Genomic DNA, 15,136 nt, shown 5'->3' with positions numbered 1-15,136 from the left:
TCCCGCATGTGATGGTCAGGAGGTTCATGTGAACAAGTCGTTGCTGGTTGGTGCGGTATTGGGTGCTGTCGGTGTAACTGCCGGGGGTGCTGTTGCCACCTACAGCCTGGTTAAAAGCGGCCCTGAGTATGCGCAAGTGTTGGCCGTCGAGCCGGTTAAAACACAGATCAAGACTCCACGTGAAGTGTGCAAGGACGTGACAGTGACGCGTCAGGCACCGGTAAAAGATCAGCACCAGATTGCCGGTACCGTTGTGGGTGCGCTGGCAGGTGGTTTGCTGGGTAATCAGATTGGCGGCGGCACCGGCAAGAAAATTGCCACGGTGGCCGGTGCGGTCGGTGGCGGTTATGCGGGTAACAAGGTGCAGGAAGGCATGCAAGAGCGTGACACCTACACCACCACGCAAACCCGCTGCAACACGGTCAACGACATCAGCGACAAGGTCGTCGGTTACGACGTGCGTTACTCGCTCGATGGCAAGGAAGGTAAAGTGCGGATGGATCGCGATCCGGGCAACCAGATTCCGGTCGACAAGGAAGGCAAGTTGATTCTGTCGCAGAATGAGCCAGGTCAGTAACAGGCCGACCGTTTAGAAAGAAGCACCCTGCGGGGTGCTTTTTTTGTGCCCGCCATTTCTGGCGCGCCCCGGATCCCCTGTGGGAGCGAGCTTGCTCGCGATTTCGGTCTGGCATTCAGCATCTATGCAGGCTGTTCCACCGCTTTCGCGAGCAAGCTCGCTCCCACAAGGATTTGTTTCGGCCTGAATACAGGCATAAAAAAAGCACCCCGAAGGGTGCTTTTTTTCTTTCGCGTGAAGCTTAGCGCTTCAGCGAAGCCGGCAGGTGCGGCTGGATCGCCGTCAGTACTGCCTTGAAGCATTTTGTGTTGCCGGCAACGATGTGGCCTTTTTCAAGGAAGTCGTGACCGCCGGTGAAGTCGCTCACCAGGCCGCCGGCTTCTTGAATCAGCAGGGCGCCTGCAGCCATGTCCCACTCGGACAGGCCCGACTCCCAGAACGCGTCGAAGCGACCAGCGGCGACATAGGCCAGGTCCAGGCTGGCGGAGCCGGCGCGGCGGATGCCGGCAGTCTGGCCAACCAGGGCGCGGAACATGCCCAGGTAGTTGTCGAGGTTGTCCATCTGGTCATCACGGAACGGGAAGCCGGTACCCAGCAGGGCGCCGTCAAGGCTGGTGCGACCGCTGACGCGCAGGCGACGACCGTTCAGTTGGGCGCCGCGACCACGGCTGGCGGTGAATTCTTCCTGGCGAACCGGGTCCAGAACCACTGCGTGTTCCAGGCGACCACGGTACTTACAGGCAATGCTGACAGCGAAGTGAGGAATGCCGCGCAGGAAGTTGGTGGTGCCGTCCAGTGGATCGATGATCCACAGGTACTCTTCGCCTTCGATGCCGGTGCCGGCGTGCAGGCCGGTTTCTTCACCCTGGATCGAGTGATTCGGGTAAGCCTTGCGCAGCGCGTCGATGATTTTCTGTTCAGCGGCGCGATCGACCTCGGATACATAATCCTTGGCGTCTTTTTCGTCGACCTTGATGGTATCCAGGCGCTCGATGGAGCGGAAGATCAGTTCACTGGCGCTGCGGGCGGCGCGCAGCGCGATATTCAGCATGGGCTGCATGGATGTGTCACCTAAGGTTGTTAAAGAAAGCCGCGCATTCTATCAGAACTTTTCTTCAGGTGAAGGACGCTGTTCGCTTTCATAGCTTAACGGTAGGCTGTTCTGTAAGATTTGCACCCCTTTCCTGTGTCCGAGAGCGCCTCCCTTGCTGCAGAACATTCGTGTCGTCCTGGTCAATACCAGCCACCCCGGCAACATCGGCGGGGCCGCGCGCGCCATGAAAAACATGGGTCTGTCGCGATTGGTGCTGGTCGAACCGCGGGTCTTCCCGCACCACGAAGCCGATGCTCGTGCTTCCGGTGCCGGTGACATCCTTGAAAATGCGCAAGTCGTCGCCACCTTGGAAGATGCCTTGGTCGGCTGCAATCTGGTGCTTGGCACCAGCGCCCGTGACCGCCGGATTCCCTGGCCACTGCTGGATCCGCGCGAGTGCGGCACCAAAGTGGTTGAAGAAGCCGGGCAGGGCGCCGAAATCGCTCTGGTATTCGGTCGTGAAGATTCCGGTCTGACCAACGAAGAGCTGCAGCGATGTCACTTTCACGTGCACATCCCGTCCGACCCTGCGTTCAGCTCGCTGAACCTCGGCGCGGCGGTGCAGGTGTTGAGCTATGAGGTGCGCATGGCCTGGCTGGCCGCCCAAGGTCAGCCGAGCAAGATCGAGAAGGAAGAAGTGGCTTCGGTGAAAAGCGCCGAGCTGGCGACCATGGATGAGCTGGAGCGCTTTTATGAGCATCTGGAGCAGACGCTGGTCGCCATCGAATTCCTCGATCCGGAAAAGCCGCGGCACTTGATGGCGCGCCTGCGCCGGTTGTACGGACGCAGCTCGGTCAGCCGGGCGGAAATGAACATTTTGCGTGGCATCCTCACGGAAACCCAGAAAGCGGCCCGTGGTGAGCTTCTTAAGCGGAAGGACTAAATGATGTTTGAGCGTTTGCGTGAAGATATCCAGAGCGTATTCCATCGAGACCCGGCGGCGCGTAACGCTTTTGAAGTCCTGACCTGCTACCCCGGCATGCATGCGATCTGGATCCATCGATTGGCCGGCATGCTGTGGCGCAACGAACTGAAATGGCTGGCGCGGCTGGTGTCGAACTTCGGTCGCTGGCTGACCGGGATCGAGATTCACCCGGGGGCCAAGGTCGGTCGTCGTTTCTTTATCGACCATGGCATGGGTATCGTCATTGGTGAAACCGCCGAGATTGGCGATGACGTGACTATTTATCAGGGCGTGACCCTCGGCGGCACTAGCTGGAATAAGGGCAAACGCCACCCGACGCTGGGTGATGGTGTGGTCGTGGGCGCGGGCGCCAAGGTGCTCGGCCCGTTCACCGTCGGCGCTGGTGCCAAGGTTGGTTCCAACGCCGTGGTGACCAAAGAAGTACCGCCGGGCGCCACGGTTGTCGGTATTCCCGGGCGCATCATCGTCAAGTCCGATGAAGAGCAGGATGCCAAGCGCAAGGCCATGGCCGAGAAGATCGGTTTCGATGCCTACGGCGTCAGCGAAGACATGCCCGACCCGGTGGCGCGTGCCATTGGTCAGTTGCTCGATCACCTGCAAGCGGTGGACGGGCGGCTGGAGGGGATGTGCGGCGCGCTGAAGGATCTGGGTAGCAATTACTGTGCGAAAGATCTGCCTGAGCTGCGTGAAGAAGACTTTGCCTGTGTGAAGGGTAAGGATCAGAGTCAGGCCAGCTAAACCGCGCCGATTCCTTCGCGAGCAGGCTCGCTCCCGCAGGGAATAGCGTTCCAGTGTGGGAGCGAGCCTGCTCGCGAAGAACGATAACGCGGTACTGCTGGCTGCAAGCCGCCAGCCTTTGCTATGATGCGCGCGCTCTTTTGCGGGTAATCCTGACTAAAGTACTAGGTCTTAAAGTTGACTTAAATACTCGGGAATTGCATACTCGCCCCATTCTGAACTCCGTGGTAACTGTCCATGCGACTGACTACAAAAGGCCGATACGCCGTGACCGCCATGCTTGACCTGGCGTTGCACGCGCAGCACGGGCCCGTGTCCCTGGCCGATATCTCCGAGCGCCAAGGCATCTCCCTGTCCTACCTCGAACAGCTGTTCGCCAAGCTGCGCCGCAGTAACCTGGTTTCCAGTGTTCGCGGCCCGGGTGGTGGCTACCAGTTGTCCCGCGAGATGCAGGGCATCCAGGTCGCCCAGGTGATCGATGCAGTAAACGAATCGGTCGATGCCACCAAATGCCAGGGCCAGGGCGATTGCCATTCCGGCGACACCTGCCTGACCCATCATCTGTGGTGCGATTTGAGCCTGCAGATTCACGAATTTCTAAGTGGTATCAGCTTGGCTGATCTTGTGACTCGCCGTGAGGTGCAAGAAGTAGCCCAGCGTCAGGACCAGCGCCGTTGCAACAGCAAGGCGCCACGCCTGGACAAGATTGAAGCGTCCGCCGTCGAATGACAGCCAGAGAGCTAGCGGCACGCCAGCCCTGATTTAGGAGATAGTCCATGAAATTGCCGATTTACCTTGATTACTCTGCGACCACCCCGGTTGATCCGCGTGTTGCGCAAAAAATGAGTGAATGCCTGCTGGTCGACGGAAACTTCGGTAACCCGGCGTCCCGTTCCCATGTGTTCGGCTGGAAGGCTGAAGAGTCCGTTGAAAACGCCCGTCGTCAGGTGGCCGATCTGGTCAACGCTGATCCGCGCGAAATCGTCTGGACTTCCGGTGCTACCGAGTCCGACAACCTGGCAATCAAGGGCGCGGCACATTTCTACGGCTCCAAGGGCAAGCACCTGATCACCTCCAAGATCGAGCACAAGGCTGTCCTGGACACCATGCGCCAACTGGAGCGTGAAGGTTTCGAGGTTACTTACCTCGAGCCGACCGAAGACGGTCTGATCACCCCGGCCATGATTGAAGCTGCACTGCGCGAAGACACCATTTTGGTCTCCGTAATGCACGTGAATAACGAAATCGGCACCGTTAACGACATCGCCGCGATCGGCGAAATGCTCCGCGCCAAGGGCGTTCTGTTCCACGTCGACGCCGCTCAGTCCACTGGCAAAGTCGAGATCGACCTGCAGAAACTGAAAGTCGACATGATGTCGTTCTCCGCCCACAAAACCTACGGCCCTAAAGGCATCGGCGCGCTGTACGTCAGCCGCAAGCCGCGTGTGCGCATTGAAGCGACCATGCATGGCGGCGGTCACGAGCGCGGCATGCGTTCCGGCACCCTGGCGACCCACCAGATCGTCGGTATGGGTGAAGCGTTCCGCGTAGCCAAAGAAGACATGGCTGCTGAAAACGTCCGTATCAAAGCCTTGAGCGACCGCTTCTACAAGCAGGTCGAGCATCTGGAAGAGCTGTACGTCAACGGCAGCCTGACCGCCCGCGTTCCGCACAACCTGAACCTGAGCTTCAACTACGTTGAAGGCGAGTCGCTGATCATGGCGCTCAAGGATCTGGCGGTATCGTCTGGTTCGGCCTGCACCTCGGCGTCGCTGGAGCCTTCGTACGTGCTGCGCGCCCTGGGCCGCAACGACGAACTGGCACACAGCTCGATCCGCTTCACCTTCGGCCGTTTCACCACCGAAGAAGAAATCGACTACGCCGCGCAGAAAGTCTGCGAGGCCGTTACCAAGCTGCGCGCTCTGTCGCCGCTGTGGGACATGTACAAAGACGGCGTCGATATCTCGAAAATCGAGTGGGCGGCACACTAAATATAGAAGCCGCCAGATACAGATCCTGTAGCGACGCGGCGGTTTACGCAGCGCAGTTGCAGGGTCTCAAGAGCGGCCCTGATGAGTGAGGATTGAGAATCATGGCTTACAGCGAAAAGGTCATCGACCACTACGAAAACCCGCGCAACGTCGGCAAGATGAACGCGGAAGATCCTGATGTCGGCACCGGCATGGTCGGCGCTCCGGCGTGCGGCGACGTGATGCGTCTGCAAATCAAGGTCAACGACGCTGGCATCATCGAAGATGCCAAGTTCAAGACCTACGGCTGCGGTTCGGCCATCGCTTCCAGCTCCCTCGCCACCGAGTGGATGAAGGGCAAGACCCTGGACGAAGCCGAAACCATCAAGAACACCCAGCTGGCCGAAGAACTGGCCCTGCCGCCAGTGAAAATTCACTGCTCGGTACTGGCTGAAGACGCTATCAAAGCGGCTGTTCGCGATTACAAGCAGAAGAAAGGCTTGATCTGACTTTCTGGATTAGGCGACGAGTAAGGAGTCACCGATGGCTATCAGCATGACAGAAGCGGCTGCTCGACACGTGCGGCGCTCCCTCGACGGGCGCGGCAAAGGTGAAGGGATTCGTCTGGGTGTTCGCACCACAGGCTGTTCCGGCCTTGCCTACGTGCTGGAGTTTGTCGACGAGGTGGTTGCAGAGGATCAGGTGTTCGAGAGTCACGGCGAAAAAGTGATCATCGACCCGAAAAGCCTGGCCTACCTGGACGGCACCGAGCTCGATTTCGTCAAGGAAGGGTTGAACGAAGGCTTCAAGTTCAACAACCCCAACGTACGCGGTGAATGTGGCTGCGGCGAAAGCTTCAACATCTGAGGCTTGTCGTGGGTATTCCTTGTCATTTCGCTTTATTCGAGCTGCAACCGGGTTTCCGTCTGGATCTCGAGCAGTTGGCTACGCGCTATCGTGAGTTGGCGCGCGGCGTTCATCCTGATCGCTTTGCCGACGCTTCCGAGCGTGAGCAGCGGTCGGCACTCGAGCAGTCTGCGCGGCTCAACGACGCCTATCAGACGCTCAAGAGTCCGGCCCAGCGCGCACGCTACCTGCTGACCATCAGCGGGCATGAAGTGCCGATGGAAGTCACGGTCCATGATCCCGAGTTTCTTCTGCAGCAGATGCAATGGCGCGAAGAGCTCGAAGACCTCCAGGACAGTGCTGACCTCGAAGGTGTCGCCGTGTTCAAGCGGCGCTTGAAAGTGGCTCAGGAAGAACTCAATGAAAGCTTCGCAGCCTGTTGGGATGATGCAGCGCAACGCGAACAGGCCGAACGCCTGATGCGGCGCATGCAGTTCCTCGACAAGCTCACCTACGAAGTGCGCCAGTTAGAAGAGCGCCTCGACGATTAACCCAGTGCCGCTCCGGTCGCACGCCTGATATACAGATAAGTCCTGATCACGATGGCCCTACTGCAGATCGCCGAACCCGGCCAAAGTCCTCAACCGCACCAGCGTCGTCTGGCTGTGGGGATCGACTTGGGCACTACCAATTCGCTGGTCGCTGCGTTGCGCAGTGGTCTTTCCGAGCCGTTGGCCGACGCAAACGGGCAGGTCATCCTGCCGTCCGCTGTGCGTTACCACGCCGATCGCGTCGAAGTCGGCGAGTCGGCCAAACTCGCTGCCGCTTCCGATCCTTTGAACACCGTGCTGTCGGTCAAGCGCTTGATGGGTCGTGGTCTGTCCGACGTCAAGCAATTGGGCGAGCAACTGCCATACCGCTTTGTCGGTGGCGAATCGCACATGCCGTTCATCGATACCGTGCAAGGCCCGAAAAGCCCGGTCGAAGTCTCCGCCGATATCCTCAAGGTGCTGCGTCAGCGTGCTGAAGCGACGTTGGGTGGCGAACTGGTTGGCGCGGTGATCACCGTTCCTGCTTACTTCGATGATGCTCAGCGCCAAGCCACCAAGGATGCGGCGAAACTTGCCGGTCTGAACGTGTTGCGCCTGCTCAATGAGCCGACCGCTGCCGCTGTGGCGTACGGTCTGGATCAACACGCTGAAGGCCTGGTCGCGATTTATGACCTGGGCGGCGGTACTTTCGATATTTCGATTCTGCGTCTGACAGGCGGTGTTTTTGAAGTTCTGGCCACTGGCGGCGACAGCGCGCTGGGTGGCGATGACTTCGATCACGCGATTGCCGGCTGGATCATCGAGAGCGCGGGCCTGTCTGCCGATCTCGATCCGGGCGCACAACGCAATCTGCTGCAAACCGCTTGCGCGGCCAAAGAAGCCCTGACGGATGCGGCCAGCGTTGAAGTAGCCTACGGCGACTGGAAAGCACAGCTGACCCGCGAAGCATTCGATGCGCTGATCGAGCCGATGGTCGCTCGCAGCCTGAAAGCCTGCCGTCGCGCCGTTCGCGATTCCGGTATCGAGCTGGAAGACGTGCACGCCGTGGTCATGGTCGGCGGTTCGACTCGCGTGCCGCGCGTTCGCGAAGCCGTTGCCGAAGCCTTCGGTCGTCAGCCTCTGACTGAAATTGACCCGGATCAAGTGGTGGCCATCGGTGCCGCGATCCAGGCCGATACATTGGCAGGCAACAAGCGCGATGGTGGCGAACTGCTGCTGCTCGACGTGATTCCGCTGTCCCTGGGGCTGGAAACCATGGGCGGTCTGATGGAGAAGGTGATTCCGCGTAACACCACCATCCCCGTCGCTCGCGCACAAGATTTCACGACTTATAAAGATGGCCAGTCGGCCATGGCGATCCACGTATTGCAGGGCGAGCGTGAGCTGATCAGTGACTGCCGCTCGCTGGCGCGCTTCGAATTGCGCGGCATTCCAGCGATGGTCGCCGGCGCTGCGAAGATTCGCGTGACCTTCCAGGTCGATGCCGACGGTCTGCTCAGCGTTTCCGCCCGTGAGTTGGGTTCAGGCGTTGAGGCAAGCATTCAGGTCAAACCGTCCTACGGTCTGACCGACGGCGAAATCGCCAAAATGCTCAAGGATTCGTTCCAGCATGCCAATGACGACAAAGTCGCCCGCGTTCTGCGTGAACAGCAAGTCGATGCCCAGCGCCTGATCGAAGCCGTGCAGGGCGCTCTGGAGGCGGATGGCGAGCGTTTGCTCGACGCCGAAGAGCGCATGGTCATCGATCTGCAGCTGCAGGAACTGGCCGAACTGATGAAAGGTACGGATGGTTACGCCATCGAGCAGCAGACCAAGCGTCTGTCGCAAGTGACCGATGCTTTTGCTGCTCGCCGCATGGATCTGACGGTGAAAGCCGCTCTGTCGGGGCGCAATCTGAATGAAATCGAGGATATCTGATGCCGCAGGTTATTTTTCTGCCACACGAGAAGTTCTGCCCTGAAGGCATGGTGGTCGAGGCTGCGCCCGGCACATCGATTCTCGAACTGGCCCACGAACACCACATCGAGATGGAAAGCGCCTGCGGCGGCGTCTGTGCTTGCACCACCTGCCACTGCATCATCCGCGAGGGTTTCGACTCGATGGAAGAGGCCGACGAGCTGGAAGAAGACTTCCTCGATCGCGCCTGGGGCCTGGAAGCGCAATCGCGTCTGGCTTGCCAGGCGATCGTCGGTGAAGAAGACATCACCGTCGAAATTCCGAAATATTCGCTTAACCATGCGGCTGAAGCGCCGCACTGACTGGTAAGACTGTCATGAGCTACGGTTGGAATGATGTTCAACGTATTGCAGAAGAATTGGCCGAGGCCAAGCCGGGTGTAGATCCGTTTTCTGTCAATTTCGTCGACTTGCAGCAATGGATCAAAGAACTGCCGGATTTTGACAATACCTCTGGTCGCGTAGGCGAGAAGGTGTTGGAAGCGGTTCAGACGCTCTGGGCTGAAGAATTGGACTGATCGTCCTCGCAGGTTAGGCAATACCCAAGAACCCGCGTATAATTCGCGGGTTTAATTTTTCGCAAATTACCGTTTCTGGAGTTACACCATGGCTGTTCAACGCACTTTCTCCATCATCAAGCCTGACGCTGTTGCAAAAAACGTCATCGGCGAAATCACCACTCGTTTCGAAAAAGCCGGCCTGCGCGTTGTAGCTTCGAAACTGAAGCAACTGTCCAAAGCTGAAGCTGAAGGCTTCTACGCTGAGCACAGCGCTCGTGGTTTCTTCGGCGACCTGGTTGCTTTCATGATCTCCGGTCCTGTTGTTGTTCAGGTTCTGGAAGGCGAAAACGCTATCGCTCTGAACCGTGAGCTGATGGGCGCTACCAACCCTAAAGAAGCTGCTGCCGGCACCATCCGCGCTGACTTCGCTGATTCCATCGACGCCAACGCTGTTCACGGTTCGGACTCCGAAGCCGCAGCTGCTCGTGAAATCTCGTACTTCTTCGCAGCTACTGAAGTAACCACTCGCTAAGCATTGGCTTAAGAGTGAAGGTGAATCCATGACTACATCGACTGTAAAAACCAACCTGCTGGGTCTGACTCAACAGGAAATGGAAAAATTCTTCGACTCAATCGGGGAGAAGCGTTTCCGTGCCGGTCAGGTAATGAAATGGATTCACCACTTTGGCGTCGATGATTTCGACGCCATGACGAACGTCAGCAAGGCCTTGCGCGACAAGCTCAAGGCTATTGCCGAGGTCCGTGGTCCGGAAGTGGTCAGCGAGGACATCTCCAGCGACGGCACCCGTAAGTGGGTGGTGCGCGTGGCGTCCGGCAGCTGCGTCGAGACCGTATACATTCCCCAGGGCAAACGCGGCACTCTGTGCGTTTCGTCCCAGGCAGGTTGTGCCCTGGATTGCAGTTTCTGCTCCACCGGCAAGCAAGGCTTCAATAGCAACCTCACCGCCGCCGAAGTCATCGGTCAGGTGTGGATTGCCAACAAATCTTTCGGCAGTGTCCCGGCAACCGTCGACCGTGCCATCACCAACGTGGTGATGATGGGCATGGGTGAGCCGCTGCTGAACTTCGACAACGTCGTTGCCGCCATGCATCTGATGATGGATGACCTCGGCTACGGGATCTCCAAGCGCCGCGTGACCCTGTCCACCTCGGGTGTGGTGCCGATGATCGATGAGCTGGCCAAGCACATCGACGTTTCCCTGGCGTTGTCCCTGCACGCACCGAATGACGCATTGCGTAACCAATTGGTGCCGATCAACAAAAAATATCCGCTTAAGATGCTGCTCGAGTCGTGCCAGCGCTACATGTCCGCCCTTGGCGAGAAACGTGTGCTGACCATCGAGTACACCTTGCTCAAGGACATCAACGACAAGGTTGAACACGCCGTCGAGATGATCGAGCTGCTGAAGAACATTCCGTGCAAGATCAACCTGATTCCGTTCAACCCGTTCCCGCACTCCGGGTACGAGCGGCCAAGCAACAACGCGATCCGTCGTTTCCAGGATCAGTTGCATCAGGCCGGTTTCAACGTCACTGTCCGCACCACCCGTGGTGAAGACATCGACGCTGCATGTGGTCAATTGGTAGGGCAGGTGCTGGATCGCACCCGTCGCAGCGAACGTTACATCGCAGTGCGCGAGTTGAGCGCCGACAGCGATCTGGCACAGAACGCCGCGAACACAAATTAAGAGAGGATCTCTATGTCCCTGCGCTTTGCGCTGCTGTTGCTGTTGGCCAGCCTGTGTGCTGGTTGTGTCCTGTCGGGTGACTACAACCCGATGAAGACCAGCAAGGGCCGCGATGAAGCGCGGGCTGCCTACGTGCAGTTGGGGCTGGGATACTTGCAGCAAGGCATGACCGAGCGGGCCAAGGTGCCGCTGAAGAAGGCGCTGGAAATCGACGGTTCCGATCCTGACGCCAACGCTGCCCTCGGGTTGGTGTTTCAGTCCGAAATGGAGCCGGAGCTGGCCGACGAACACTTCCGCAAGGCTTTGTCCTCCCGTCCCGCCGATGCGCGCATCCTCAACAATTACGGCAGTTTTCTCTACGAACAACAGCGTTATAAAGAAGCCTACGAGCGTTTTGAACAGGCGGCCGCCGATACCCTGTATCCTGAGCGTTCGCGTGTGTTCGAGAACCTCGGCATGACGGCGGCGAAGCTCGGTCAGCGTGATCTGGCGCAGCAACAGCTGGAAAAAGCACTGCGTTTGAACCGTCAGCAACCACGCGCGTTGCTGGAAATGGCTGAGTTGTCCTTCGAAGACAGGCATTATGTGCCCGCGCGAGACTATTACGACCGTTTCAGCCAGTTGACCGAACAAAATGCACGTAGTCTATTGCTCGGCGTTCGGCTGGCAAAAGTGTTTGAAGATCGCGACAAGGCCGCCAGTTATGGCCTGCAATTAAAACGACTCTATCCCGGTACGCCGGAATATCAGCAATACCTGTCGGAGCAATGATGAAAGCGGCGCATCCCGAAGTTGTAGCAGCGAATCGCGTTAACCCCGGTGAGACCCTGCGCCAGGCCCGCGAAAGCAATGGCTGGTCGCTGGCCGAAGTGGCCCTCAAGCTCAACCTCACCGTGACTTCCCTGAGCAATCTTGAAGCCGGCGCTTTCGACAAGCTGCCGGGGCATACCTTCGCTCGCGGTTACATTCGCGCTTATGCCAAATTGCTCGGCATGGACCAAACCGTTCTGGTTCAGCAGTTCGACCAGTCCACCGGTACCGATTCCCAGGGCAGCAATGTTCACGCCCTCGGCCGTATCGAAGAGCCAGTGCGGGTTTCCCACACCATTTTGCGTATTGTCAGCCTGCTGTTGCTGATCGCGGTCATCGGCGGCGGTTTCGTCTGGTGGCAGGATCAGACATCCCAGCGCACCAAGGACCTGACGTCCCTGGCCCCTGAGCACGTTGAAGTCGAAGGTGCTGACGGCACGACTCAGATTCACCCGATCGACGAGCCGGAGGACCAGGCTGTCGAGGAAAACCAGGCCGATACTTCAACGGCGTTGGCGCTGCCTCAGTCGGAAACCACGGCTGAATCGACTGGTGCAGAAGGCGCTGCTCCGGCAACTGCTCCAGCAGCACCGGCTGCAACGCCGACCGCCCCGGTTCATACACCGGCGCCGGTTGTCGCTACCCCGGCTAGCCCCGCGCCAACCACTCCAGCGCCGACCGTCACCGCTCCGGTCGTTCCTGCTACACCGGCAGCGACTGCAGAAGCAACCGCTCCGGTGGCTGGCGATGGTCAGGTACAACTGCAGTTCAGTGCCGATTGCTGGGCACAAGTGACCGATGGCCGTGGCAAAGTGATTTTCAGTGGTCTGAAGCATAAAGGCGATAGCGTCACCGTTTCCGGCAAGCCGCCGCTTAACGTACGTCTGGGCGTTGCCCGCGCCGCGCAGGTCAGCTACAACGGCCAGCCGGTCGATATCGCTCCGTTCACCAGTGGCGAGACTGCTCGCCTGAAGTTGGGTCAATAAGTCATGCACGGCGAATCTCCAATCAAACGTCGCGTTTCGCGCAAGATCTGGGTCGGCAACGTACCGGTGGGCGGCGACGCGCCGATCGCGGTGCAGAGCATGACCAACAGCGACACCAATGACGTCGCCGCCACCGTTGCACAGATCAACCGTCTGGAAGCCGCTGGCGTCGATATCGTCCGCGTCTCGGTGCCGGACATGGACGCCGCCGAGGCGTTCGGCAAGATCAAGCAACTGGTCAAGGTGCCGCTGGTTGCCGACATCCACTTCGACTACAAGATCGCCCTGCGCGTGGCCGAACTGGGCGTGGACTGCCTGCGTATCAACCCGGGCAACATCGGTCGTGAAGACCGTGTTCGGGCGGTGGTCGATGCAGCGCGTGATCGCGGCATTCCGATCCGCATCGGCGTCAACGCCGGATCACTGGAAAAAGACCTGCAAAAGAAATACGGCGAGCCGACCCCTGCTGCGCTGGTCGAATCTGCTTTGCGTCACGTTGAGCACCTCGAACGCCTGAATTTTCAGGACTTCAAAGTCAGCGTTAAGGCCTCTGACGTGTTCATGGCCGTCGAAGCCTACCGCTTGCTGGCGAAAGAAATCGTTCAGCCGCTGCACCTGGGCATCACCGAAGCCGGTGGATTGCGTTCGGGCACAGTGAAATCCGCCGTGGGCCTAGGTATGCTGCTCGCCGAGGGGATTGGCGATACTATCCGCATCTCGCTGGCGGCCGACCCGGTCGAGGAAGTGAAGGTCGGTTACGACATTCTCAAGTCTTTGCATCTGCGTTCCCGTGGCATCAACTTCATCGCCTGCCCGAGCTGCTCGCGGCAGAACTTCGATGTGGTGAAAACCATGAACGAGCTGGAAGGGCGCCTTGAAGACCTGCTGGTGCCGCTGGATGTCGCGGTGATCGGTTGTGTGGTCAACGGCCCCGGCGAAGCCAAGGAAGCCCATATCGGCTTGACCGGCGGCACGCCAAACCTGATTTACATCGACGGCAAGCCGTCGCAGAAACTGACGAATGACAATCTGGTGGACGAGCTGGAAAAGCTGATCCGCCAGAAAGCGGCCGAAAAGGTCGAAGCTGACGCTGCGGTTATTGCGCGCGGCTGAGCCTGATTGAAGCGCCGAACGAATTTAAGGATTTAAAGTGAGCAAGTCTCTGCAAGCCATTCGTGGCATGAATGACATCCTGCCCGAGCAGACCCCGTTGTGGCGTTATTTCGAGGGCACCGTTGCGCGTCTGCTGGATAACTACGGTTACAAGCAGATCCGCATGCCGATCGTTGAGTTCACCGAGCTGTTCAAACGCTCGATTGGTGAAGTCACTGACATCGTCGAAAAAGAGATGTACACCTTCGAAGACCGCAACGGCGACTCCCTGACCTTGCGTCCGGAAGGTACCGCGGCGTGCGTGCGTGCCGTACTCGAGCACGGCATCACCGGCGGTGGCCAGGTGCAGAAACTCTGGTACATCGGCCCGATGTTCCGCCACGAGCGTCCGCAGAAAGGCCGTTATCGCCAGTTCCACCAGATCGGTCTGGAAGTGTTCAATCTCGACGGCCCGGACATCGACGCCGAGCTGATCACCATGACCTGGCGCCTGTGGGGCGAGCTGGGCATTCGTGATGCGGTCAAGCTTGAACTCAACAGCCTCGGCACCAGCGAGTCCCGTGGGCGTTATCGTGAAGCGCTGGTCGAGTACCTCTCGGCGCACCACGACAAGCTCGACGAAGACAGCCAGCGTCGCCTGAAAACCAACCCGCTGCGCGTGCTCGACACGAAAAATGCCGACACTCAAGCGGTGCTGGTCGATGCGCCGAAAATGGCCGATTACCTCGACGACGAATCCCGTGCGCACTTTGAAGGTTTGAAAGCGCGTCTGGATGCCGTTGGCATTCCTTACGTGCTCAACCCGAAACTGGTGCGCGGCCTCGATTACTACAGCAAAACCGTATTCGAATGGGTCACCGACAAACTCGGCGCCCAGGGCACTGTTTGCGCGGGCGGTCGTTACGACGGTCTGGTCGAGCAAATGGGTGGCAAGCCGACCACCGGCGTCGGTTTCGCCATGGGCATCGAACGTCTGGTGCTGATGCTGGAAACCCTTGAGCAGATCCCGGAAGAAATCTCCCGTCAGGTCGATGTCTATCTGTGCGCCTTCGGTGAAGAAGCCGAGCTGGCCGGTCTGGCTCTGGCTGAACGTGTTCGTGATCAACTTCCAAACCTGCGTCTGCAAGTCAATGCCGGCGCCGGCAGCTTCAAAAGCCAGTTCAAGAAGGCCGACAAGAGCGGTGCGCTGTACGCACTGATCCTCGGTGACGACGAAATGGCCCAGCAAGTGGTAGGTTTCAAACCCCTGCGTGGCCAGGGCGAACAACAAAGCATTGCCTGGGATGCGCTCGCCGCTCACCTGGCCACCTGCGTCGTGCAGGGTTGAAGCTGTCCAAACAGCCGATTTAGCGATTAAGGAGTA

Annotated in this window: 18 protein-coding genes; 17 read left to right on the top strand and 1 reads right to left on the bottom strand. The window is 58.9% G+C overall.

The features are described from left to right. Positions 1 to 28 precede the first annotated feature (28 nt). Positions 29 to 577 (top strand): glycine zipper 2TM domain-containing protein, encoded by a 549-nt coding sequence (locus tag CLU80_RS07590; protein WP_007956693.1) that lies wholly within the window; start codon positions 29 to 31, stop codon positions 575 to 577. Between the two features lie 241 nt (positions 578 to 818). Here the strand turns inward: CLU80_RS07590 and suhB are convergent, their stop codons facing one another. Further along, on the bottom strand, positions 819 to 1,637 hold the full coding sequence (suhB, locus tag CLU80_RS07585; protein WP_016773320.1) for a type III secretion system regulator SuhB: 819 nt from the start codon (positions 1,635 to 1,637) through the stop codon (positions 819 to 821). A 145-nt stretch (positions 1,638 to 1,782) separates the two neighbouring features. Here suhB and trmJ point away from each other — a divergent pair, with 145 nt between their 5' ends. The 16 genes from trmJ to hisS all read left to right on the top strand — a co-directional run bounded on the left by trmJ (position 1,783) and on the right by hisS (position 15,100). Then, positions 1,783 to 2,553 (top strand): tRNA (cytosine(32)/uridine(32)-2'-O)-methyltransferase TrmJ, encoded by a 771-nt coding sequence (gene trmJ, locus CLU80_RS07580; protein WP_093430653.1) that lies wholly within the window; start codon positions 1,783 to 1,785, stop codon positions 2,551 to 2,553. Between the two features lie 3 nt (positions 2,554 to 2,556). Then, positions 2,557 to 3,333, top strand: a complete 777-nt coding sequence (gene cysE, locus CLU80_RS07575; protein WP_025109222.1) for a serine O-acetyltransferase — start codon at positions 2,557 to 2,559, stop codon at positions 3,331 to 3,333. 237 nt (positions 3,334 to 3,570) lie between these two features. After that, positions 3,571 to 4,062, top strand: a complete 492-nt coding sequence (gene iscR, locus CLU80_RS07570) for a Fe-S cluster assembly transcriptional regulator IscR (protein ID WP_038362955.1) — start codon at positions 3,571 to 3,573, stop codon at positions 4,060 to 4,062. Between the two features lie 47 nt (positions 4,063 to 4,109). Further along, on the top strand, positions 4,110 to 5,324 hold the full coding sequence (locus CLU80_RS07565) for an IscS subfamily cysteine desulfurase (RefSeq protein WP_007916899.1): 1,215 nt from the start codon (positions 4,110 to 4,112) through the stop codon (positions 5,322 to 5,324). A gap of 101 nt (positions 5,325 to 5,425) precedes the next feature. After that, positions 5,426 to 5,812: a Fe-S cluster assembly scaffold IscU gene (gene iscU, locus CLU80_RS07560; RefSeq protein WP_007916892.1), complete on the top strand. Its 387-nt coding sequence runs from the start codon at positions 5,426 to 5,428 to the stop codon at positions 5,810 to 5,812. Positions 5,813 to 5,846: 34 nt separating this feature from the next. Then, on the top strand, positions 5,847 to 6,170 hold the full coding sequence (gene iscA / locus CLU80_RS07555) for an iron-sulfur cluster assembly protein IscA (protein WP_003227904.1): 324 nt from the start codon (positions 5,847 to 5,849) through the stop codon (positions 6,168 to 6,170). Positions 6,171 to 6,178: 8 nt separating this feature from the next. Then, on the top strand, positions 6,179 to 6,700 hold the full coding sequence (gene hscB / locus CLU80_RS07550) for a co-chaperone HscB (RefSeq protein WP_095048351.1): 522 nt from the start codon (positions 6,179 to 6,181) through the stop codon (positions 6,698 to 6,700). Positions 6,701 to 6,751: 51 nt separating this feature from the next. After that, positions 6,752 to 8,617, top strand: a complete 1,866-nt coding sequence (hscA, locus tag CLU80_RS07545) for a Fe-S protein assembly chaperone HscA (RefSeq protein ID WP_099757101.1) — start codon at positions 6,752 to 6,754, stop codon at positions 8,615 to 8,617. Then, positions 8,617 to 8,958, top strand: coding sequence for an ISC system 2Fe-2S type ferredoxin (gene fdx, locus CLU80_RS07540; protein ID WP_007916885.1), 342 nt, complete (start codon positions 8,617 to 8,619; stop codon positions 8,956 to 8,958). The genes hscA and fdx overlap by 1 nt, the downstream gene beginning before the upstream one ends. Positions 8,959 to 8,972: 14 nt before the next feature. Continuing rightward, on the top strand, positions 8,973 to 9,173 hold the full coding sequence (gene iscX / locus CLU80_RS07535) for a Fe-S cluster assembly protein IscX (protein ID WP_008084655.1): 201 nt from the start codon (positions 8,973 to 8,975) through the stop codon (positions 9,171 to 9,173). Positions 9,174 to 9,261: 88 nt separating this feature from the next. Beyond that, a complete protein-coding gene (ndk, locus tag CLU80_RS07530; RefSeq protein ID WP_007916882.1) occupies positions 9,262 to 9,687 on the top strand; it encodes a nucleoside-diphosphate kinase in 426 nt (141 codons plus the stop codon). Positions 9,688 to 9,715: 28 nt separating this feature from the next. Then, on the top strand, positions 9,716 to 10,864 hold the full coding sequence (gene rlmN, locus CLU80_RS07525; protein WP_016984373.1) for a dual-specificity RNA methyltransferase RlmN: 1,149 nt from the start codon (positions 9,716 to 9,718) through the stop codon (positions 10,862 to 10,864). 12 nt (positions 10,865 to 10,876) lie between these two features. After that, positions 10,877 to 11,635, top strand: coding sequence for a type IV pilus biogenesis/stability protein PilW (gene pilW, locus CLU80_RS07520; RefSeq protein WP_093430650.1), 759 nt, complete (start codon positions 10,877 to 10,879; stop codon positions 11,633 to 11,635). Next, positions 11,635 to 12,660: a RodZ domain-containing protein gene (locus CLU80_RS07515; RefSeq protein ID WP_093430649.1), complete on the top strand. Its 1,026-nt coding sequence runs from the start codon at positions 11,635 to 11,637 to the stop codon at positions 12,658 to 12,660. The genes pilW and CLU80_RS07515 overlap by 1 nt, the downstream gene beginning before the upstream one ends. Positions 12,661 to 12,663: 3 nt before the next feature. Next, complete coding sequence (gene ispG / locus CLU80_RS07510) at positions 12,664 to 13,773, top strand: flavodoxin-dependent (E)-4-hydroxy-3-methylbut-2-enyl-diphosphate synthase (protein WP_003227888.1); 1,110 nt, start codon at positions 12,664 to 12,666, stop codon at positions 13,771 to 13,773. A 37-nt stretch (positions 13,774 to 13,810) separates the two neighbouring features. Next, positions 13,811 to 15,100 carry a histidine--tRNA ligase gene (hisS, locus tag CLU80_RS07505; protein WP_016984369.1) on the top strand — a complete coding sequence of 430 codons (1,290 nt, stop codon included), beginning with the start codon at positions 13,811 to 13,813 and terminating at the stop codon, positions 15,098 to 15,100. Positions 15,101 to 15,136: the final 36 nt, after the last annotated feature.

It is taken from the genome of Pseudomonas sp. 29 (genome assembly GCF_002754355.1).
GTDB lineage: Bacteria > Pseudomonadota > Gammaproteobacteria > Pseudomonadales > Pseudomonadaceae > Aquipseudomonas > Aquipseudomonas neuropathica.
Note: the sequence above shows the minus strand (reverse complement) of the source record. Positions and strands in the feature narration are given on the sequence as shown.

Coding starts and splice junctions, on each gene's coding strand:
- suhB (WP_016773320.1), bottom strand. CDS start 1,637: ATGCAGCCCATGCTGAATATCGCGCTGCGCGCCGCCCGCAGCGCCAGT.
- cysE (WP_025109222.1), top strand. CDS start 2,557: ATGTTTGAGCGTTTGCGTGAAGATATCCAGAGCGTATTCCATCGAGAC.
- iscR (WP_038362955.1), top strand. CDS start 3,571: ATGCGACTGACTACAAAAGGCCGATACGCCGTGACCGCCATGCTTGAC.
- CLU80_RS07565 (WP_007916899.1), top strand. CDS start 4,110: ATGAAATTGCCGATTTACCTTGATTACTCTGCGACCACCCCGGTTGAT.
- iscU (WP_007916892.1), top strand. CDS start 5,426: ATGGCTTACAGCGAAAAGGTCATCGACCACTACGAAAACCCGCGCAAC.
- iscA (WP_003227904.1), top strand. CDS start 5,847: ATGGCTATCAGCATGACAGAAGCGGCTGCTCGACACGTGCGGCGCTCC.
- hscA (WP_099757101.1), top strand. CDS start 6,752: ATGGCCCTACTGCAGATCGCCGAACCCGGCCAAAGTCCTCAACCGCAC.
- fdx (WP_007916885.1), top strand. CDS start 8,617: ATGCCGCAGGTTATTTTTCTGCCACACGAGAAGTTCTGCCCTGAAGGC.
- iscX (WP_008084655.1), top strand. CDS start 8,973: ATGAGCTACGGTTGGAATGATGTTCAACGTATTGCAGAAGAATTGGCC.
- ndk (WP_007916882.1), top strand. CDS start 9,262: ATGGCTGTTCAACGCACTTTCTCCATCATCAAGCCTGACGCTGTTGCA.
- rlmN (WP_016984373.1), top strand. CDS start 9,716: ATGACTACATCGACTGTAAAAACCAACCTGCTGGGTCTGACTCAACAG.
- pilW (WP_093430650.1), top strand. CDS start 10,877: ATGTCCCTGCGCTTTGCGCTGCTGTTGCTGTTGGCCAGCCTGTGTGCT.
- CLU80_RS07515 (WP_093430649.1), top strand. CDS start 11,635: ATGAAAGCGGCGCATCCCGAAGTTGTAGCAGCGAATCGCGTTAACCCC.
- ispG (WP_003227888.1), top strand. CDS start 12,664: ATGCACGGCGAATCTCCAATCAAACGTCGCGTTTCGCGCAAGATCTGG.